At 62.1% G+C, this 21168-nt stretch carries 13 protein-coding genes; 4 read left to right on the top strand and 9 right to left on the bottom strand.

The window, feature by feature from the left end:
• Nucleotides 1-73 precede the first annotated feature (73 nt).
• Nucleotides 74-937 (top strand): glucose-1-phosphate thymidylyltransferase RfbA, encoded by an 864-nt coding sequence (rfbA, locus tag PY310_RS02025; protein ID WP_163162345.1) that lies wholly within the window; start codon nt 74-76, stop codon nt 935-937.
• 335 nt (nt 938-1272) lie between these two features.
• On the top strand, nt 1273-1590 hold the full coding sequence (locus tag PY310_RS02020; RefSeq protein WP_275212464.1) for a hypothetical protein: 318 nt from the start codon (nt 1273-1275) through the stop codon (nt 1588-1590).
• 113 nt (nt 1591-1703) lie between these two features.
• Here the strand turns inward: PY310_RS02020 and PY310_RS02015 are convergent, their stop codons facing one another.
• From PY310_RS02015 to PY310_RS01990, 6 genes are all read right to left on the bottom strand, one after another.
• Nucleotides 1704-3647: a DUF6541 family protein gene (locus PY310_RS02015; protein WP_342755728.1), complete on the bottom strand. Its 1944-nt coding sequence runs from the start codon at nt 3645-3647 to the stop codon at nt 1704-1706.
• A 129-nt stretch (nt 3648-3776) separates the two neighbouring features.
• A complete protein-coding gene (locus tag PY310_RS02010; protein WP_275212462.1) occupies nt 3777-4532 on the bottom strand; it encodes an ABC transporter ATP-binding protein in 756 nt (251 codons plus the stop codon).
• Nucleotide 4533: 1 nt separating this feature from the next.
• Nucleotides 4534-5403 (bottom strand): ABC transporter permease, encoded by an 870-nt coding sequence (locus PY310_RS02005; RefSeq protein ID WP_275212461.1) that lies wholly within the window; start codon nt 5401-5403, stop codon nt 4534-4536.
• On the bottom strand, nt 5404-7398 hold the full coding sequence (locus PY310_RS02000; RefSeq protein ID WP_275212460.1) for a glycosyltransferase: 1995 nt from the start codon (nt 7396-7398) through the stop codon (nt 5404-5406).
• Nucleotides 7395-8582, bottom strand: a complete 1188-nt coding sequence (gene glf, locus PY310_RS01995) for a UDP-galactopyranose mutase (RefSeq protein ID WP_275212459.1) — start codon at nt 8580-8582, stop codon at nt 7395-7397. The genes PY310_RS02000 and glf overlap by 4 nt, the downstream gene beginning before the upstream one ends.
• 130 nt (nt 8583-8712) lie before the next feature.
• Complete coding sequence (locus PY310_RS01990) at nt 8713-9303, bottom strand: acyltransferase (protein ID WP_275212458.1); 591 nt, start codon at nt 9301-9303, stop codon at nt 8713-8715.
• A 193-nt stretch (nt 9304-9496) separates the two neighbouring features.
• Here PY310_RS01990 and PY310_RS01985 point away from each other — a divergent pair, with 193 nt between their 5' ends.
• Nucleotides 9497-13498: an FtsK/SpoIIIE domain-containing protein gene (locus PY310_RS01985; RefSeq protein ID WP_275212457.1), complete on the top strand. Its 4002-nt coding sequence runs from the start codon at nt 9497-9499 to the stop codon at nt 13496-13498.
• Nucleotides 13499-13608: 110 nt separating this feature from the next.
• Here the strand turns inward: PY310_RS01985 and PY310_RS01980 are convergent, their stop codons facing one another.
• Nucleotides 13609-14004: a hypothetical protein gene (locus tag PY310_RS01980; RefSeq protein ID WP_275212492.1), complete on the bottom strand. Its 396-nt coding sequence runs from the start codon at nt 14002-14004 to the stop codon at nt 13609-13611.
• A gap of 416 nt (nt 14005-14420) precedes the next feature.
• Between PY310_RS01980 and PY310_RS01975 the strand changes: the two genes are divergently transcribed.
• A complete protein-coding gene (locus tag PY310_RS01975) occupies nt 14421-14669 on the top strand; it encodes a WhiB family transcriptional regulator (protein ID WP_003804966.1) in 249 nt (82 codons plus the stop codon).
• Nucleotides 14670-14800: 131 nt separating this feature from the next.
• On the opposite strand, the gene PY310_RS01970 is transcribed toward PY310_RS01975, so the two are convergent.
• Nucleotides 14801-16270, bottom strand: a complete 1470-nt coding sequence (locus PY310_RS01970) for a sensor histidine kinase (protein WP_275212456.1) — start codon at nt 16268-16270, stop codon at nt 14801-14803.
• A gap of 28 nt (nt 16271-16298) precedes the next feature.
• The gene (locus PY310_RS01965) at nt 16299-21152 is read right to left on the bottom strand and encodes an NAD-glutamate dehydrogenase (protein WP_275212455.1); all 4854 of its coding nucleotides are present in this window, start codon (nt 21150-21152) and stop codon (nt 16299-16301) included.
• Between the last annotated feature and the right edge of the window lie 16 nt (nt 21153-21168).

Here is a 21168-nt window from a genome sequence, read left to right as displayed (position 1 = left end):
GACATGCAATTCTACCGTGCCACGCTTAGCCCCCCAGTTTGCCCCGCGCGACAGCTAAGGCAATGATGGACTAATGCGCGGAATCATCCTTGCCGGAGGCACCGGATCCAGGCTCCATCCCATCACTCTTGGCATCAGCAAGCAACTGGTCCCGGTGTACGACAAGCCAATGATCTACTACCCCTTGTCCACGTTGATTCTTGCGGGCATCCGGGACATTCTCATCATCACCACGCCCCAGGACTCGGACCAGTTTCAGCGACTCCTGGGTGACGGTTCGCAGTTCGGCGTCAACCTTTCCTACGTTCAGCAGCCCAGCCCGGATGGCCTGGCGCAGGCATTTATCCTTGGGGCCGATCACATAGGCGACGACACCGTTGCTCTGGTTCTGGGAGACAACATTTTTTACGGCCAAGGCATGGGCACGCAACTGCGCCGGCACGCGAATATCAAGGGGGGCGCCGTCTTTGGCTACTGGGTCAAGGATCCGTCAGCCTACGGCGTGGTGGAATTCGACGGGGAAGGCAAGGCACTGTCCCTTGAGGAGAAACCAACCACCCCGCGTAGCCACTATGCCGTTCCCGGCCTCTATTTCTACGACAACGACGTCATCGACATCGCAAAGGGCCTCAAGCCGTCGGCCCGTGGGGAGTTGGAAATCACCGACGTCAACAAGGTGTATCTGGAGCGCGGCGATCTGCAAGTAGAAATCTTGCCTCGTGGAACCGCTTGGCTGGATACCGGGACCTTTAACGACCTTAGCGACGCATCGAACTTCATTCGGACAGTGGAAAATCGCCAGGGACAGAAGATTGGCGCACCGGAGGAAATAGCGTGGCGTTTGGGCTTCCTCACCGACGACGACCTGCGCCGCCGCGCGGAGCCGCTGGTGAAGAGCGGTTACGGCGCCTACCTTCTGGAACTCCTGGAGGAGTGACGCTTCGTTCTCCCCTAATAGGGTCTTCCTGCAGGGGTCGGACCGCAAGGAGCCGCGGCTGGCCGGGAAACCTTGGAAACTGTAGTAACGACGATTGCCACCGGCACTATCAGCAGATCAGATCCACTATCGCGAAGGCTGCACTTCAGCCAAGGAGCATCATGCGAACCCCACTCAAAGTAATTCTCTCGATAGTTGCTGCCGGTACAGCCCTCAGCTCATGCAGTATTGCCGATGCGCCCCCCAAGAGTTCGCCCACACCCACGCTTCAACCGACCCAGACCACCAGCCCCACGTACCCTCCGTCAGCCGGGGAACCAAGCGTGCGGCTGACTGTGACCACCCTGAGCGGAAATGCCGGGCAACAGTCGACACACCGTCTTGTTTGCGTTGGTACTTCCGCCGTAGAAGGAACAGATCTTCCGGACGGCGACGACGCCTGCAAGGTTTTGGACCGGCAACCGAACCTCCTGGAGTACGAGCCCGCCGAAACCAGTGAAGATTGCGAAGGGGTTAGCCAGGCGAACATTGCGGACGTTTTCGGCGAGATCAATGGCACGTCAGTCAGGACAAGCTTCCGCCGCGACAACGAATGCAACGTTAAGACTTGGAAGAAGCTGGAATCACTGCTCGGAACGGTTCAGGAGAAGTAGGCCGTCCGGTCCTGAAAATCAACTGGGATATTTTTCGGCTGCACGCCAGCCTCATCTGCAGGTAGGCGAGATGTAGGTGTCACTGCCGGTCCGGTATGCCGGCGCCTTTTTCCCTACCAGCACGCAACCACTTTGAACAGCCGGGCATCTGATCCTTCCGAATCGACGAGCTCCAGGCTTGCATTCTCTTCAAGATCCATCACACCGCCATAGCCGGCAAGGGTTCCCGTGACGGTCCTGGTGCCGAAGTCCAAAACATATCGGACGTTAAGGCGTCGAACAGACTCACAGACCGCCGGGAACTCAGCAGCGTCCTTCAGGCCAGCATTTACAACGTCGATATCAGACCCGTGCGTTGTCAGAATGTGGGGTTGTATAACAGTACGGCCAGACAACGCGTAGGCCAGAGCGGTCCCGCTGCTTGGCAGACCCGCAATATTGGCACCCGGCTCAGTTGATTCAGGAAGGCGCTCCAACAGTCTCCTTTCCTCCGGGGACAGCAGCGCAGAATTGGCGTCGCTGCGGTATTGCCAGTGTGCTTGGTAAGCCGCGAAATTAACCGGCATCAGTTGAGGTGCTATGAGCACAAGGGCCACGGCGTAGACAGCCGAAACCAGGACTGCTTGCCGTGTCGGACCGGGTTTACCGGGAAGCAGGGCCTTCCCAAGGACGGAACCGTCAGCCGCCCTGATCTTTTCCCTCACAAGATCTGAAAGGAACAGGGCGCCAATCACCGCTGGCCCTAATACGACAACCGGCAGCAATGCTGCCAAGCGGTAGCTGTCGAAGTACCAGACACCGGTAATAAACTGCCGAATCGGCGCGTTGTATCCTGCGGCAAAGAAAAACAGGGCCGCTCCGATGAGATAGGTTCCGATCAACCATCGTCGGGACTTCGTGGTCCACATATGGATTATGCCCGCAAGAAGGCAAACACTCAGTATTTCTTGGGACGGACGTCCCAACGGAGCGTTAAACAGGAGTTCGCCCACTGCCTGGGGAGGAGTCTCGACAACCCTCCAGTTCGCTGCATCCGACGGGGGCCGGAGGAAGTACCAAACTACTGTCAGCAGAGCCAGTCCACCGAGCAGCGCGGCGGTCAGAACCCACGCCTGGCGGCTGGAGTCCTTCGTTCGTGGCGGACAAAGAAGCCGGATTCGGAAGTAGTAGACCGCCAGTGCACCTGGAAGAGCGAACGCCAAGAACGCCATCAGCGTACTGGGGTGCGCGAGTGCGACTCCCGCGACGGCAACACTCAGGCTCAACCACGCGATCAGCGCCGGCGGACGGTTGTGGTAACCCAGCCCAAGCGCAGTAAAGGCAAGCCCCAGCGCAGCAGGCAGGACAGAGATCGAAAGCAGGTTTGGATACAGCACGCCCCAATCGATCATCAGTATCGGAAATGTCGCAAACCCGGCGGAGAAAACGAAGGTTACGATCGCCGTCGCCTTGCGATACCCGGCGACGGCGAAGGTGAGGAAGAGAGCGCTAAGCGGCCAGGCTACGGCACCGATGGCAATGCTCGTGGAATTCACGAGGACAGGTATGCCAGCACCGGTGAGCTCCCCGACGATTGCCACAATTGCGTGCCAACCCGCGGGGTAGGCACTGATCCCTGTAAAGGCTCCTAGGTTCAGAGGCGACGAATTTCTTGACTCCATGGCCCAACGGACTGCATTCAAATGGAAAACATTGTCGTAGGTCTGCGAGATGGAGTCGGGGTGGATCATTGCAGTTGCCATTTGCAGACCGACGACCAAAGCCGTGACGACGCTTCCGATGCCCACTACCAAAGATAAATGTTGCGTACTTGGACGCCGTGCTGGACGAGTCCACCCCGATCCCCAAGTCCGGGACACAAAGAACGCCACAGCGGAGACACCCGCGCAACCAACGAGTACCGGCACTGGCGCCCACGGGATTCCGGCAAATGGAAATATCAGAGCGAGGAAACCAATGGTTCCCACGCTAAAGGCTGGCGCAATCAGCACAGCAGGAATTCCGCGCATGCGTACAGCCAACGAAGTGGCCAAGCCAGGCAGCAGTAGCAGCAACACTGCTGTGAGGATTATTGGCAATGATTGCCACCAGGACACGTAACACCACTCTCGGGAGATTTGGGACAGATACTGACAGTTAGGTGCCGGCCAGGAAACCTGGTAACGCTAATTCACCGGCTTCTGTTGCTAGGTCTCGGTGAGTGACCGGCGGCGCAGTTCCGAAACCACGTCGTGCACATCTCCGTCCATGATGACTTGGCCGTGCTCCAGGAGGACGCCTCGCTCACAGACAGTTGCTACCAGGTCCAGATCATGGCTGACCACAAACAGGGTCTTGCCCAACTCGGCCAGTTCCTTGATTTTTGCGATGCACTTCCGTTGGAAGGGTTCGTCGCCGACAGCAAGAATTTCGTCGATCAGGAACACTTCCGGATCGGTGTGTACTGCTATGGAGAAAGCGAGTCGGAGATACATTCCAGACGAATAGAACTTGACTTCCGTGTCGATGAACTCGCCAATCTCGGAGAATTCGACTATCGAATCAAACATGCTGTCGATCTGTTTCTCAGTCATCCCAAGAATGGCGCCATTGAGGTACACGTTGTCGCGGCCACTGAGGTCATGATGAAACCCGGCACCCACTTCAATCAGTCCGGCCACCCGCCCCCGCGTCCGGACTGTCCCGCCGTCGGGCTGTAAAACTCCCGAAATGAGCTTCAGCAGTGTGGACTTTCCAGAGCCGTTCAGGCCCATCAGCGCCACAGTCTCCCCTTGTTTCACCTCAAGGGAGACATCTTTAAGGGCCAGGAACTTCTTGGACAGGTCCCCCTTGCGGCCCTTAACGAGCCACACAAGGGCTTCCTTCAACGAGCGCGTATGGCGAAGAACAAACTGCTTCCTGAGGCCCACACAACTGATGGCCACGTTGCCGTGGGAAGTCATCTCAAAGCTCCTGTGCAAAATGGATGGCAAGGCGGCGGAACGTCAGCTGGCCCAGGAACAGCACTGCCAATGTCACCAGCATTGCTACGGGCAACCAGAGCGTCAGCAGATCGGGCGGCATTGTGTCGGCTACCAGCTGATCAGCTTTCAAGGTCGGTTCCCAAAACGCCCAGTGGAAGACTTCGACGGCTACTGTCATCGGGTTCAGCTGATAGACCCAGAACCACGGTCCCATCACCCGTTCGACCATCGACCAGACGTACAGTACGGGAGAGGCCCAGGTCACGACCATTACGATCATATCCACAATGTTTTCGGAATCGCGGAAATATACATTGACAGCACCGAACATCAGGCCCAGCCCGGTGGCAAGAACAGCGACCATGCCGAAAATCAGGACCACGGCCGCCAGTTGCAGGATGGACGGCGTCCAGCCCACAACAAGACAGGCACCAATCAGCACCAGAAGCTGCGGGAGGAAATGAGCGGCCGAAACCCACACAGTGGACACGGGAAACAGTTCCCGAGGGAGGTAGATCTTCCGAATCAGATCACGGTTGTCCACGATCGAACGGGTTGCGTTGGACAGCGACTCTGTGAAGAAGTTCACCAGGACAATGCCGGCAAACAAATAGATAGCGTAGTTGGGAGTGCCCCGCTGGAGGTTCAGGAAGATGCCCAGTGCAACGAAATAGATGAGGAACTGCACCAACGGCTTGACGTAGGACCACAGCAGGCCCAGTACCGAGCCGCGGTAGCGCACCTTGATTTCCTTGCGCACCAGCAGCTTGAGCAGGAACCTGTCCCCGTAGACGTCGAGAAGCCCTCGTCCGCTTCCAGGTTTTATCAGCTGGTCGGTTTGACCGGCCATCTAGGCGTCGTCCTTCGCGTTCGCTTCAAACGTTTTTTTCCAGGCGTCGAAGGAGCTAATTTCCGGTACAGCCCGTCGATACTGGTCGGCGAGCTTGTCCCACTCGCGCAGTAGCTTGGCATGTAGCAGTGTCGCTTCGGCGAGCATTGATTTGAGCTTCTTCGGGTCCCGCTGGTACCAGGAGGCACCCGTTCCTTCGGCGTTAGACACCACAACGCTGTCATAGTGGGCCACCCGGAACCATCGGTTATCCCGGTGGGCCAAATATCCCTGAGGGCGCTCGGCGCTTTCCGGCCCGGGTGCTTTGATCAGTTGCCGGGCAACGGTCTTTATCCCCCAAGGAATCAGTTCCTTCTTGCTGGGCATCCCCACGACTGTGCCCCCCATTGGTCCACGGCCCAGTTTCGGTGCCGGGAAGTCATCCACGTCTTCCTTCAGTTGCGCGTCCGGGTACTGTGCCTTGAGGGAGTTGATCTCCGGCAGCTTAGTTCCCAAAACCTTGTGCAGATCGTCCGGGCCGTTCAGGAGGTCGCGCAGCGCGTCGATCCGGCCGTGCTCAGTGAAGTACTGCATCGACACCAGGTGCTTGACGTCCGACTGGAACGATTCCCGCAGTACCCGGCCGCCCTTGGGGTACGGGCTGTGGATCAGCGTTGTGATCAGCCGGTTGCGTGCGTGGAAGTATGCCTGCCAGCCGACGAGGTCGTCCTTGTCGATCCAGGACACATGCCAGACGGCGGCACCCGGCATTGAAACTGTGGCAAAGCCGGCTTCACGGGCGCGCAGCCCGTACTCGGCGTCGTCCCACTTGATGAACAGCGGCAGCGACAGGCCGATTTCGCGGATCACTTTCGTCGGGATCAGGCACATCCACCAACCGTTGTAGTCCACGTCCACCCGACGGTGCAGCCATGGTGTCTGCCGCAGGTTTGAGACGCTGAAATCGTGCCGTGTCTCCATGTCGGCGTGTGGCAGGGCCGGGACGATCCGGTACGGGTCGACGACCTCGCCGAAGGTGTGCAGGATGCTGCGGTTGTAGAGATCGAACATGTGGCCGCCGACGATGGTGGGCTTGCGGCAGCGGTCGGCGAACGTAAGCAGCCGCACGATGCTTTCCGGTTCAACTACGATGTCGTCATCCAGCAGCAGTGCGTAGTCACTTCCGTTCTCCACGGCCTCGAACATGCCGCGGGCGAAGCCGCCGGAACCGCCGAGGTTGGCCTGGTTGATGATGCGTAGCTTGCCCCCGAGGGCGTCCCTGACCTCCGCGAAGCCCGGCTGGTCCTCAACTTTCTGCGTGCCCTGGTCAACGATAAGGATTTCTTTGACATTCTCAAGGACGTCCGGGTTCGCGGCCAGGATGCGAGCGTTGTTCAGGCAGAAATCCGGCTTGTTCATGGTGGTGATTTCGACGGTGACCTTACCCTTGGTGGACGGGCCTGCCGCCGTCTCCCACTCACCGTTCCTGAGAATCAAGTCATCCGTGCTGGCTGCCAAGTCAAACCAGTACCAGCCGCCGTCACCGAAGGGTGTCAGAGACAAGTCAAAAGTGGAGGTTGCCTCGCCGTCGACGTGTCTGCCGTCGACGCGCTGTACCGAGCCGCGAGCGTTGGACTTATATACAGTGACGGTTCCCGGGCCGCTCGTCTCGACAACTAGGCGGACGTCCCGCACCGACGTCCACCTGCGCCAATAGCTGGCCGGGAAGGCGTTGAAGTAGCTCCCGAAGGAAACCTGCTCGCCCGAGCGCACCCGCATCGAGTGCCGGCCCAGGAGGTCTTCGAAGTGTGCCTCCCGGCTCTGCGAACTAAACATTTGAAGCTTGTCTTCGAGCAGCTTCGGCGTGCGCGCGAATTCATCGTTCTCGCGGAGCCGGATGCCGCTGGCCGTACCAGCATCGACGTAGAGGGGCACGGTGTCGGCCTGATCCGCCGAGGGCAGGATGACCCGCTGAATCGGGTTATAGCCGGTTGTTGTCTCTGTCGCGGCACTCATGCGTCCACTCCTCCGCTTTCCAGTTTGGCGCCGCTTTCGAAGTGCGGACGGATTTTGTTGTCGAACATACTCAATGCCGAGCCGATGGCCATGTGCATGTCCAGGTATTTGTACGTGCCGAGCCGGCCGCCGAACAGGACATCCTTCTCTGCGGCTGCTAGGTCACGGTACTTGAGCAGCCGTTCCCGGTCCGCTGCCGTGTTGATCGGGTAGTACGGCTCATCGCCCTTCTCGGCGGCGCGGGAGAATTCGCGCATGATGACGGTCTTTTCCGTCTGGTACTCGCGCTCGGGGTGGAAGTGGCGCGGCTCAATGATGCGCGTGTAAGCCACGTCATCGTCGTTGTAGTTGACCACGGACGTTCCCTGGAAGTCGCCGACGTCGAGAACCTCTTCTTCGAAGTCGATAGTGCGCCAGGAGAGATCACCTTCGGCGAAGTCGAAGTAACGGTCAACCGGACCGGTGTAGATGACTGGGATGTTGCCGACAACCTTGTTCTTGCTGTACTCGTGCGATTCGTCGAAGAAGTCAGTATTCAGACGTACTTCGATGTTCGGGTGTTCCGCCATCTTTTCGATCCACGCCGTGTAGCCGTTGGTGGGAAGGCCCTCGTACTTGTCGTTGAAGTACCGGTTGTCGTAGTTATAGCGGACCGGCAGTCGCGAGATGATGCCGGCGGGCAGGTCCTTCGGATCGGTCTGCCACTGCTTGCCGGTGTAGTGCTTGATGAACGCTTCGTACAGCGGCCGGCCGATGAGCTGGATGCCCTTGTCGTTCAGGTTCTGTGGATCGGTTCCGGCGAGCTCGCCCGCCTGCTCCCTGATCAGTTCCTGCGCCTGGCCCGGGGTCATGTTCGCGCGGAAAAACTGATTGATCGTGGCCAGGTTGATGGGCAGCGAGTAAACCTCGCCTTTATGCACGCCGTAAACCTTGTGGACGTAGTTTGTGAAGGTGGTGAAGCGGTTCACGTAATCCCACACTCGTTCGTTCGAGGTGTGGAAAAGGTGAGCACCGTAACGGTGCACTTCGATTCCCGTCTGCTCTTCCTTCTCGCTGTAGGCGTTTCCACCAATATGGTGGCGGCGGTCGAGAACAACCACCTTCAAGCCGAGCTCGGTGGCGGCCTGTTCTGCGATTGTCAGGCCGAAAAAGCCGGACCCTACGATGACGAGGTCAGCGGTCACAAAATCTCCTGGTTCGAATGCGGGCAGCGCAATGGTGCGCATTGTCTGCTAAACCAGCCTACCCGAGACCCCATCGTGACCTACTAATCCGGGGAGGCCGCCCCGATACCTAGCAGGGCCAAGCCGCCGCCTAATCGCTCACCTCGCGGAGGCCGCCGTCGTGCTCCCCATATCGGCTCCCCGTTTGCGGGCACACCCACGTCCCGTTGTCCGCGCGCAGCGGCAGTCCAGCTTTGCCCACCCAGCCAATGCGCTTGGCGGGGACGCCTGCCACCAGTGCGAAGTCCGGCACGTCGCGCGTCACCACTGCCCCGGCCGCCACTGTTGCCCAGGAGCCGATGGTCACCGGCGCAATGCACACTGCACGGGCGCCGATGGCTGCGCCCGCGTTGATCGTGACACCCACTTTGTCCCAGTCGTCCTCGGTTTTGAGCGTCCCGTCGGACGTGATCGCGCGGGGAAAAACGTCGTTCGTCAACACCACGGCAGGCCCGATGAATACCCCGACGCCAAGGACTGCAGGTTCGTACACCAAGGCGTAATTCTGCACCTTGCAGTTGTCGCCGAGCTTTACGCCGGGGCCGATGTAGGCGCCGCGGCCAATGATGCAGTTCTCCCCCAGCGACGCCCCCTCACGGACCTGCGCAAGATGCCAGATTTTCGCCCCCTGACCGATGGCTGCGTCTTCCGAAACATCGGCGCTTGCTTCCACTGAAATCACAGTGACGCTCCTTCTGCTGGGGCTGCTCGGCAACGGCGTAAGGCGTGGTTCCACTGACTCTAACCGAGCTGTACCTGCCGTGACAGGCCCCCACGGAGCCCATGCGCTTTTCCACATACGGCAACGCCTCCCGCGACACTTGGCCGCCCGATGGCTAGCTTGGAATCACGTTGAGCGTTAGGACTTTCACATCATGCCCCTGCACTGCACACTCGTTCGAAGTCCGCGGGCAGCCCTGCGGGAATCACCCGTGGAACTCACCATCGAGGGCCCGGACGGTGCGGCCGGGGCCGACTTGCAGAAGGAACTGACGTCCACGTTCGGCGCGGGCAGCGTCTCCATCGATGACCAGGAGCTGAGCTCGCTCCAGCTCGGGCTTCCGCCGCTGGTCAACGGCGCCATCCTGGTCGATGCGGCCGGAACGACTGCCCGCCGCCCGAGGCAGCGTCCGCCGGAACCCCCGGCTTCCCTGGCACTGGCTGTGCATAGCGGCGCCGGGGCCGGCCTTGTGGTTCCGCTCCGGCGCGGCAGCTATACCATTGGCCGCAACGATGCCGACATTGTCATTCCCGACCCCGACATGTCGCGTGCGCATGCACGCCTCGTGGTAACCGAAACCACCATCATGATTGAGGATCTGGGCAGCGCCAACGGCACCGAAGTGGACGGCGCGCGCCAGAGGAACGCCATCATCACCACCAACTCCACCATCCGGTGCGGCAACTCAACCATGTCGCTGGTCCTCCTGGAGCAGCCCGACAACCAACTGCATGACGCAGGGGCTGACGTCCGGGAGCCGATTATCCTCCGCCGGCCTGTGGACCCGGCGAACCGCGCGGCGCTCCTGCTGACCGCCATCCTTCCCGTACTCCTTGGTGTAGGCCTTGCCGCCATCACCGGAATGTGGATGTTCCTGGCCTTTACCGCTGTCTCCGCGGTGTCCGTCCTGGTGCCTGTGATCGGCGGGCGCAGGCAGCGCCGCGAACTCGCTGCGGCTGTCTGCTCCGCTGTCTCTAAAGACCAGAGCCGACGACGGCGGGCCGCGCCGGCGCTGTCCGCCCTCACCATCGGCGGTGGCAAAGGCAGGAACCGGGATGCTCGCGACTCAAGCAGCGGTGTCTGGCTGAGACTGGGGCAAGCCGTCCAACCAGCCAACCTCACATTCGAGCCGCCGGATCCGGCCCGTGTCATCCCGTCAGGAGGCATGTTACCGGTCACTCTCGACCCTGCACGTCCGCTCACGAGCATCAGCGGGCCTGGCGACTTAGCGGATGGCCTGGCGCGTTCCTTCCTCATGCAGTTCGCCGGCTACCCGCTCGGCAGCGATAGCCGCATCGTGGTCCACGGAATCGTGGACCGCATGCCCCTCGCAGCGCGTTTCCTCAACAACGTAACCTTGGCCAGCCGTCCCGCCGCCGCCAGGACACTGCTGCAGCGCGGGTTCAGGCCCTCGCATCGGCATGGCGTGTTGGTCCTTTTGGGCACCTCGAACACCTCTGGGATCATCGACACCGCTCTGGAACATGGGTGGCAGGTCATTCATTTCCACAACGACGGCGAACTCCCCTTCACTGCCGACATCCAATTGGGTGAACGCCGCTCCGAGTTCAGCGCGGGAACCGAAAGAATCCGATTCCTGCCGGACCTTGCGCCCGCAGGCGTATTTGAGGGCTTTTGCCGCCGTCTTGCCAAACATACCGACAAGCCGGGCAGGGCCAGCGAAAGCATCCCAATGTCCTGTCGATTATGGGACCTTCTACCAGCCTCCACGGACGAAGTAGCCAGGCGTTGGACTAATTTAGGAGGTCGACACGGTTTGGTTGTTCCTCTGGGGATAGGTACGGGGGGCATGCAGGCCCTGGACATCCAGTCCGACGGGCCGCATCTCTTGGTTGCCGGAACTACGGGCTCGGGAAAGTCTGAACTGCTCCGCAGCCTGACAGTTGCTTTGGCTCTCAGCTACCCGCCGGACCGCGTCAACTTCCTTTTTGTGGACTTCAAAGGGGGCTCCGGTTTGGGGCCCCTGACCGGGCTGCCGCACTGCGTAGGCATGCTCACCGATCTCAGCAGCCACGAACTTGAACGGTACCTGCAGTCGCTCGGTGCCGAAATCAGATTCCGGGAAGAACTTCTGGCAGCAGCGCAGGCACCCGATCTGACGTCCTACCGCGCGGCTCCGGCCGGGCTGGCGTCACCGCTCCCCCACCTCGTCATTGTCATCGACGAATTCCGCATGCTCGTGGAGGACGCCCCGGAGACGCTGCACGAACTCATGAAAATTGCCGCCATTGGCCGTTCACTGGGGATACACCTCATTATGGCCACACAACGACCCCAGGGCGCACTGACAGCGGACATCCGAGCCAACGTCACCACCAGCATCGCCTTGCGGGTCCAGTCGGAGATGGAGTCGATGGACATCATCAATTCAAAAGCCGCCGCCGGAATCAGCGTGGATAATCCGGGGCGGGCCTACCTGGCCCGTGGCACCGAGTCTCCCATCGAGTTCCAGTCCGGTTCCCTCACTGCCGAAGGCATTACGTCACCACCCGCCGGACTCTCGGTGCACTTGGCGTCCGACTACATCGACAGCCCTCCGACAGGAGACGAACCAGCAGCCGCCGGCGCTGAAAGGACACCAGCCCAAGCAACCATGCCGCTAATCGCTGCGCTGTCCGACGTGTGGGACGCCATGAATCGCGATCCGGTCCGAAAACCGGTCTCTCCTCCGCTCCCCTGCGTCCTGCCCTGGGAATCCGCCCCGCCGGACCAGGACTCCGCCAGACGGAACGGCTGGTCAGTCATGCTCGGCTTGATGGACCTGCCTTCCGAACAGCGGACGGCGCCGCTGATCTGGGAACCCGCCGGGCATGGACACCTGGCCCTGGTGGGAGGAACGGAATCAGGTGCGGCTGAGGCAATCGGGTTGGCCGTTCGTAGCCTCGCATGCCACCCGCGGGAATCACACCTCTACATCCTGGATCATGGCGGCTCATTTTCAGGGCTCGCTTCGAACTGCCGGGTGGGAGCAAGAGCGGGTCTGCACGAGCTTCGCCGGGCCGTGCGCATCGTGGAGCGCCTGGCACAGGAGCAATTGCGGAGACTGGCCGATCCGGCTGCCGACGCCACGCCTCTCGTGCTGGTGATCTCAGGCTGGGGTTCCTGGGTGTCGGCCTTTCGTGCCGGACCGTTAGCCTGGGCGGAGGATCTGGTCCACGACCTTGTTCGCGATGACGGCACGGCCGGTATCACCGTCATCATCTCCGGCCAACGCGAACTCGTTACCGCAAGGTTCTTCGCCGCCATTCCCAGCCGGGTCTACTTCCCCGCCGGTTCCAGCGAAGAGAGCCGGGTTGCGTGGCCGAACCTGCCGGCGACTCCGTCCGTCACGGGTCGGGCCGTGGCGATGGGCACAGTGTCGGCAGGAAAAACAGCGGTCTGCCAGTTCTACAGCGCCGGACCCGAAGAGGAGGGGCCAGGCGGCGGGCATAGGATTACGGTTTCCCGCAGGCCGTTCCGCGTTGAGCCACTGCCAGTGGTGGTTCCTGCGGCCCACGTGCTGAAGAAGGCCGGGACAGCCGGTCAGGCTAACGCGCCCGGCCTGACGGCGTCCGGGATGCAGGTCGGGGCCGGGCAAAAATCCGGGCTGCTCCTGATCGGAGTGGGCGGCGACGAGCTCGAGCCGGTCTCCGTTACGGCGCCTACAGGCGGGGTCCTGGCCGTGCTGGGCGCCTCTGCGTCAGGAAAATCAGCGTTTCTCCGGCTGCTGCCGACCCTCAGCCCCGCTGCGGGTCCCTGGCTCAGGCCTGGATCGACTACCCCGCCGACGGCCTATTGGCCCGAAATCCTGAGGCGGGCCTCAACCGGCGGTCTCGCTAAAGGATCCGTGGCCTTGGTGGACGATGCGGACCTCTTGCCGTCCGACGTGAACCGCCAACTCGCGGAGCTGAACATGCTCGGAATCACTGTGGTCATAACGGCAGGTTTCAGCCCCACACTGTCCCAACGGGTGCCCCTCGCACTCCACGCGCGTAGCCAGGGCACCGGGGTACTGATCGCTCCGCGGACGTTCCTGGACGGCGACCTCTTCGGCGTGCGGTTTGAGGCAGAACCCAACCCTCCACCGGGGCGCAGCGTCCTCATCCAGAACGGGCGCGCCGTGCCCGTCCAGCTGGGCTGGGTACCGCCGGGCTAAGCGCCGATCAAGACGCGCGCGCCACGGGCGCTCACCCACAATCCGCCAACAGCGCCCCACACAATCCCGTGAAGAATCAAAGGTGGCAGGACAACAACTTCCAAACGGCTTCAGAGTGCGGGGGGCGAGCCGCCCGTCCGGGATGCATAGCTGATGACGCGTTTATCGAAAAGCAGCACAATGGCGGTCAGCGCCGGCACGAGCATCGCCAGCCCGGCAAGCACCACCCCGGCGGAGAGCGTGGGAAAGCCGATGGTCAGGACAAACAGCTGGGCCACCAGCGCAGCAGCCCTGGTCCACCGGCGCCCACGGAAGAGGAAGTGTCCCACTGAATAGAGCCACGCCGAGAAGGCAAGCAACAGGGCCAGAGTGAAAATGGCGCCCCAGAACGAAAGTACGGGCGCGCCCGTCACCAGCTCGTAGGCATACCAGCCCCCTGCAACCAAAAGGGCTGTGGCCTCTGCCGCGACAATCACTGCAATCACCAGGATTCCGGCCGGCCGCACGGATGGCGCGGAACCCGTCTGCGGCGCACGTCGAACACCTTCGGGAGTGCCTCGGTATTCCGGATCGGAGGAAGACTCAGGAGTCGCACCGGCACGGCGTCCCAGCCTGTCGCCGGCGGACGAACTTGCGTTCCCGTGGTCGGGTTCGTGCAGCGGGTCTGAGGGGTCTCGGGGGGCTCTTGACACATTGGCACCCTACCCGACATAGTCGGACAGTGGTGGGGGTCGGCAACACGGATGTGATGTATCGCTCAGGAATCCGGGGATTTCAAGCTGTATTACCCCTTGTTTACACAGCGTTAACATGACAATCTTGATGAAGATGACCGATGGGGCCCACAGGGCCCTTTTCCTTTGTAACCCCTAGTGAATAATTTCACAAATGGCTTTTCCCAGAATTGGAGCAACTGATCAGCATGGATTGGCGTAACCGCGCGGCGTGCCTCGACAAGGACCCGGAACTGTTTTTCCCCGTTGGAAACACAGGGCCGGCGCTCCTCCAGATCGAGGAAGCGAAAAGCGTTTGCCGTCGCTGCCCCGTGGTTGACACCTGCCTCCAGTGGGCCCTCGAATCCGGCCAGGACGCAGGCGTCTGGGGCGGCATGAGCGAAGACGAGCGCCGCGCCCTCAAGCGCCGTGCCGCCAGGGCCCGCCGCGCTTCCTAGGCACAACACATTAAGCACAGGCATACGGGCGCCGGAATAGGGGTCCTGCCCTGAAAAAGCACCAGCTAGCTTGCGCAAAGCGATGGCCGCGACCCAATCCGGGTCGCGGCCATCGCCGTTAACTCAAAGCTTTACCGTGCCGCAAGGCTCAGTCGGATCTGGACAGCGGTACCGCCGCCCTCACGGGGTTGCCACTGAATGGTGCCGCCCAGCTCACTGGTGACCAGTGTCCGCACAATCTGCAGCCCCAGACCCTCAACGTGAGGCGTATCCGGCAGCCCCACACCGTCGTCGGCAACGGTCACGGTCAGCAGTTCCTCACCGTCCTCCTCTTCGGAACGGTCCGCGATGAGCCAGACCGTTCCGGTGCGCCCCTCCAGACCATGCTCGACGGCGTTGGTCACCAGCTCGTTAATCACCAGTGCCAGCGGCGTGGCAAAATCGCTGGGCAGTTCGCCGAATAGCCCGGCACGCTCGGTCTTGACCTGCTGGGAAGGGGACGCGACCTCCGCCGAAAGCCTGAACTGGCGGCCGATGAGCTCGTCAAAGTCAACGCTCTGCGCCAGGCCCTGGGAAAGAGTTTCATGGACCAAGGCGATAGTAGCCACACGGCGCATCGCCTGTTCCAACCCCTGTTTGGCCTCATCGCTGACCATCCGCCGTGACTGCATCCGCAGCAGGGCCGCCACCGTCTGCAGGTTGTTCTTCACCCGGTGGTGGATCTCGCGGATAGTGGCGTCCTTGGTCACCAGCTCCATCTCCCGGCGGCGCAGTTCCGAGACGTCCCGGCACAATACCAGCGCACCAAACCGCTGCTGTTCATCACGCAGCGGAATGGCCCGCAAGGACAGGCTCACACCCCGGGATTCAATCTCACTCCGCCACGGCATGCGCCCGGTGACCACCAGCGGCAGCGTTTCGTCGACCATGCGCCGGTCCTTCAGCAGGCTCGCCGTCACTTCGGCCAGTGACCTTCCTTCAAGCGATTCCCCGTCGCCGAGCCGTCGGAAGGCCGATACGCCATTAGGACTCGCGTACTGCACAATCCCCTCCGCATCGAGCCTGATCAGGCCGTCCCCCACGCGCGGAGCACCGCGCCGCGAGCCCGTAGGCGACGCGAAGTCCGGCCACAGCCCCAGGGTTCCCATCCGGAGAAGATCGTAGGCACACTGGCGGTAAGTAAGTTCCAGGCGGGAGGGCATCCGCGAACTGGACAGATCCATGTGCGTGGTCACCACGGCCAGGGTGCGGCCGTTGCGGACCATGGGCACGGCCTCTACCCGCAACGCCATGTCCGAGCTCCAGTTGGTCTCGCTGGACCGTTCGATGGCGCGGCTTGCCCAGGCCTTGTCCACCAGCGGCTGAAGGTCGGCCCGGATAGGTTCGCCCACAAAGTCACCGTGGAACACCGTGTGCGTGGTTGAGGGCCGCACATGCGCGAGCGCAACATAACCATGGTCCGGGTGCGGGAACCACAGGGCTAGGTCCGCGAACGCCAGGTCCGCAACCATCTGCCAGTCACCCACCAGGAGGTGCAGCCATTCGGCATCGCCCGGCCCGAAATCAGCATGTTCCCTGATAGGGTCCGTAAAGATTGCCACTGCACCTCCAGTTGCGACGCCAGGATTCCTAGCGTCGGACGATTGACCTCAAGAGCCTCAATGCTACCGACAGTGAGGCCATGTCGTCGGCCTCGAGTGCGTTAACCTCGTCGAACATGCTCTTTGCCCTGCCCAACTGCTCGGCGTTCTGGCCCTCCCAGTCCTTCAGCCGGTTCTCGGCAGAGTCCCCGGACGCGGTCGACTCCAGCACCGCCGTCGTCATGTCCGTAACGGTGGAGTACAGGTCATCGCGCAGCGCTGCCCGCGCAAGGGCCTGCCAGCGGTCCTGACGCGGAAGGTTGCTGATCCGTTCCAGAAGAGCATCGGCATGGAACCGGTTGAACACCGTGTAATAGACCGCCGCGATCTCCTCCACCGACTCCTTGCGGGCGTGCACGATCTTGGCGATGTCCAGCAGGACAAAACTCTCAAAGAGCTCGGCCCACCGCATCGCGAGGTCTTCCGGGAGTTCCCACCCGAGTCCCTTCTCCAGCCAGCCGGCCACCCGCTCGCGGTCATCGCCGCGCAGGTAATCAAGCAGCCTGCCCCGCATCGGATCCAACAGTGGCTTGAACTCGGCGACAGTCTCCGCAATCGGACGCGAACTGTCCCCCTGGGCCAGCAGCCACCTGACCGCCCGGTCCAGGATGCGGCGGATGTCCAGGTGGACCGCACTCCAGTGTTCAGTCGGGAAAGACGCCGGCAGGCTGTTCAACTGGTCCACCATGACGTTCAGTTCGAAAATTTCGCGGAGTGCCACGAAGGCCTTGGCCACCGCTACCTCCGTGGCCGAGGTTTCCTCCATGGTGCGGAACGCGAACGTGATGCCGCCCAAATTGATCATGTCGTTGGCCACCACCGTGGCGATGATCTCGCGCCGCAGCGGATGGGTGTCCAGTTCAGCGTCGAACCGTTCCCGCAACTGCGCCGGGAAGTACGCCCGGAGTGTGGCCCTGAACCAAGGATCATCGGCCAGGTTGCTGTCGCGAAGCGCTGAAGCGAGCTCAATTTTTGCATAGGCAGCCAATACCGAAAGCTCCGGCGACGTCAACCCCTGGCCCTGGCTCAGCCGCTCGTGCAAGGTCTCCGTACTCGGCAGCGCTTCAAGGTCGCGCTTGAGGTCCGCGGACTTCTCCAGCCAGTCCATCAGGCGCTCATAACTGGGGCTCCATTCGGCAACCCGCTGCCTGTCGTTCAGCAGCAGGATGTTCTGGTCGACGTTGTCCTCAAGGACCAGCCGCCCCACCTCGTCGGTCATGGACGCGAGGAACCCGGCCCGTTCCTCCGCCGACAGCTTGCCCGCGGCCACCATGCGGTCCACGAAGATCTTGATGTTGACCTCGTGGTCCGAGCAGTCCACGCCGGCTGAATTGTCGATGGCATCAGTGTTCAGGATGACACCCTGCAGCGCCGCTTCGATGCGGCCGCGCTGCGTCATGCCGAGGTTGCCGCCTTCCCCCACCACCTTGACCCTCAGGTCCTTGCCGTCCACGCGGATGGCATCATTCGCCTTGTCCCCCACGGATGAGTTGGTTTCGGTGCTTGCCTTCACGTACGTGCCGATCCCGCCGTTGTAGAGCAGGTCGGCGGGAGCCAGCAGGATGGCGCGAAGGAGCTCCGGCGGGCTCATTTCGCTGGTTCCCTCGGGCAGGCCGATGGCAGCCCGAACCTGCGGCGAAACCGGTATGGACTTCACCTGGCGGGGATATACACCGCCGCCCTCACTGATGAGGGACTTGTTGTAATCGTCCCAGGAGGAGCGCGGCAACTCAAAGAGCCGCTGCCGTTCCTTAAACGAGGCTTCCGGGTCCGGCGCCGGGTCGAGGAAGATGTGCCGGTGATCGAACGCGGCGAGCAAACGGATGTGCCGGGACAGCAGCATGCCGTTGCCAAACACGTCCCCGGACATGTCACCGACGCCCACCACGGAGAAATCCTGGGTCTGGGTGTCCACGTCCAGCTCGCTGAAGTGCCGTTTGACCGACTCCCACGCCCCGCGGGCCGTGATGCCCATGGCCTTGTGGTCATACCCCACGGAGCCGCCGGAGGCGAACGCGTCACCGAGCCAGAAACCGTAATCCGCGGCCAGCCCGTTGGCGATGTCGGAGAAGGTGGCCGTCCCCTTGTCCGCCGCGACCACAAGGTAGGAATCGTCGTCGTCGTGCCTCACCACATCCGACGGCGGCACGATGGTTTCCGAACCACCGCGGGCCACGAGGTTGTCCGTGAGGTCCAGCAGGCCACGGATGAACGTCTTGTAGCTTTCCACGCCCTCGGCCAGCCACGCGGCCCGGTCAACCGTGGGGTCAGGAAGCCGTTTGGCAAAGAAGCCGCCCTTGGCACCGGTAGGAACAATCACGGCATTCTTGACGGTCTGAGCCTTGACCAGGCCGAGGATCTCCGTCCGGAAGTCCTCGCGGCGGTCGGACCAGCGCAGCCCGCCGCGGGCCACCTTGCCGAAGCGCAGGTGCACTCCTTCAACCCGCGGGGAGTAGACCCAGATTTCAAACATGGGCCGCGGAAACGGCAGTCCCTCGATCATCGCAGGGTCGAGCTTGAAGCTCAGGTGCGGCTTGTTCTGGTAGAAGTTCGTGCGGAGCGTGGCCTCGATCAGGTTGGCGAAAGTCCGAAGGACACGGTCGGCGTCGAGCGTTGCCACCTCGTCGATGGCGGCCGAAAGCTCCGCACGGACCCCTTCCTGGGCGGCAGGCCTGTCCGCGCCGGAGAGGGCCGGATCGAAACGCGCGGCAAAGAGTCGTGTCAGTGCCTTCGTGACCTCAGGATTTGCCAGCAGGGTGTCCGCCACGAAGCCCATTGAGTTGGTGCTCCCCATTTGCCGCATGTAGCGCGCGTATGCCCTCAGCACCGTAATCTGGCGCCAATGCATCCCCTCGCGCAGGACAAGCCGGTCAAGGCTGTCCGACTCGATGGCGCCGGAGACGGCTGCCCCGAACGAGTCCCCCAGCAGTTCACCGGTGGCGAGCGGGCTGACACCTGCCGGGTACTTCAGTCCGAGGTCATAGAGGAAGAAGTCCCGACCGTCCGCCGTTTCGATTTCGAACGGCCGTTCGTCCAGCACCTCAAGGCCCAGGTTGTGGAAGTAGGGCAGAATCTGGCTCAGGCTCTTGGGTTCGAGCATGTACAGCTTGACGCGGGCATCCTCCTCCAGGTCCTGCCGCGCACCCTTGGGCAAGTAGACGTGGACTCCGGGGCGTTCCTGCCGGGCACCGCCGGCACGCTCCGCCTCGGCGCCGTATTTCTCGAACCGGACGATGTCCTCCAGGGCATCCTCCACCTCGTAGTCCACTCGGTAGCCTGCCGGGAAAGCTTCGGACCAGATGCCCGCAAGCTCCTTCGACTCCGGGCCGGCGGCACCGCTTCGCAGGACTTCCGCGACGCCTTCGCTCCATGAACGCGCCGCACGCACCAGCCTGCGTTCGAGCTCCTCAGTGTTCACGTGGCTTACGTCGGCGTCCTTCGGCAGGCGGATCCGGTAGAAAAGCCGGGCGAGGGCCGACTCCGTCATCCTGGCCTCATAGTCGATGCTTTCCGCCTTGAATGTGGAACGAAGTTCCTCCTCGATGCGGAGCCGGACATTGGTGGTGTACCGGTCACGCGGCAGGTAAATCACCGCCGACATAAACCGTCCGTAAATATCCGGGCGGAGGAAAAGCCGCGTCCGCCGCCGCTCCTGCAGCCTCTGGATACCGGCGGCAGTCGCGGCCAGATCCTCAACTTCGATCTGGAACAGCTCATCGCGCGGATACGTCTCCAGGATGCCCAGCAGGTCCTTGCCCGAATGCGAATCCGGCGGGAACCCGGCGCTTCCCAGCACGGCAGCTACCTTTTCCCGCACGATGGGAATGTCCCGGACCGACCCTGCATAGGCGCTGGTGGCGAACAGGCCGATAAAACGGCGCTCGCCGTTGACGTTGCCCGCAGCATCGAAGCTTTTGACGCCGATGTAGTCAAGGTAGGCGGGGCGGTGGACCGTGGACCGCGAGTTCGCCTTCGTGATAACCAGCGCGCGCTTCTCGCGGGCTTTTTTCCGGCCGGCCTCGGTCAGGTGCTGCAGATGCGGGGCGCCCGCCTTATCCCGCAGCAGGCCAAGCCCGCTGTCCTCGCGCAATTCCAGCACGTCCTCGCCGTTGACGTTGACGAGGTCGTACTCCCGGTATCCGAGGAACGTGAAGTTACCGTCATCAAGCCAGTGCAGCAGGTCCTGCGCCTGCTTCAGCTCGGCAATCTGCGCGGGGTTTGCCACCTGGTCCAGGCTTGCCGCGATCTGCATTGCCTTGTTGCGCATCTTGGGCCAGTCTTCGACGGCGGCGCGGACATCTGCCAGGACACGCTCCAGGCCTTCGAGCAAGGACGCACGTGCTTCGTCCGAAACGCGGTTGATCTCCACCGCGATCCAGGACTCCATGTGGGACGCGTTTTCGCCTTGCGCAATGAGGTGGGACAACAGAGGCATCGCGGCGGTGTCACCGCTGGAAATTCCGATGTGGGACGGCACCCGGTCCACCTTCACTAGTGCCCCTGTTTCCCTGTTCCGGGTGACAACAAAGAGCGGGTGCAGCACCAGGCGGATGGCCGCCCTCTGGCGGACGAGCTCGGCGTTGACCGAGTCCACGAGGAAAGGCATGTCGTCCGTGACGACGTAAACGACGCTGCTGTCTTCCTCGTTGACGACGGCGACATTGGCCTGTCCGGGCCGTCTGGTCGCAGCTACGTTCCGGTGAGTCTCCGCGCGGCTTGCCAGCACGTCCCGGGAGTAGCTCCGGGCATCCTCTTCAGCCAGATGCTGGTAGTAGTCCGCCAGGAATCCCTCCTGGTCTCCAATGGCTACGGACTGATCCTCCACGCTGGACCCAGACGACATCGACAAACGCCTCCAT

The organism is Pseudarthrobacter naphthalenicus (genome assembly GCF_029076445.1).
GTDB classification, from domain to species: domain Bacteria; phylum Actinomycetota; class Actinomycetes; order Actinomycetales; family Micrococcaceae; genus Arthrobacter; species Arthrobacter naphthalenicus.
The sequence above is the reverse complement of the archived record's forward strand: the minus strand, read 5'-3'. Positions and strand labels throughout refer to the sequence as shown.

What these genes read in the sequence shown, in the direction of transcription:
- PY310_RS01965 (WP_275212455.1), bottom strand. Translation starts at nt 21,152, where the DNA reads ATGTCGTCTGGGTCCAGCGTGGAGGATCAGTCCGTAGCCATTGGAGAC.
- PY310_RS02005 (WP_275212461.1), bottom strand. Translation starts at nt 5,403, where the DNA reads ATGGCCGGTCAAACCGACCAGCTGATAAAACCTGGAAGCGGACGAGGG.
- rfbA (WP_163162345.1), top strand. Translation starts at nt 74, where the DNA reads ATGCGCGGAATCATCCTTGCCGGAGGCACCGGATCCAGGCTCCATCCC.
- PY310_RS01985 (WP_275212457.1), top strand. Translation starts at nt 9,497, where the DNA reads ATGCCCCTGCACTGCACACTCGTTCGAAGTCCGCGGGCAGCCCTGCGG.
- PY310_RS02010 (WP_275212462.1), bottom strand. Translation starts at nt 4,532, where the DNA reads ATGACTTCCCACGGCAACGTGGCCATCAGTTGTGTGGGCCTCAGGAAG.
- PY310_RS02000 (WP_275212460.1), bottom strand. Translation starts at nt 7,398, where the DNA reads ATGAGTGCCGCGACAGAGACAACAACCGGCTATAACCCGATTCAGCGG.
- PY310_RS01975 (WP_003804966.1), top strand. Translation starts at nt 14,421, where the DNA reads ATGGATTGGCGTAACCGCGCGGCGTGCCTCGACAAGGACCCGGAACTG.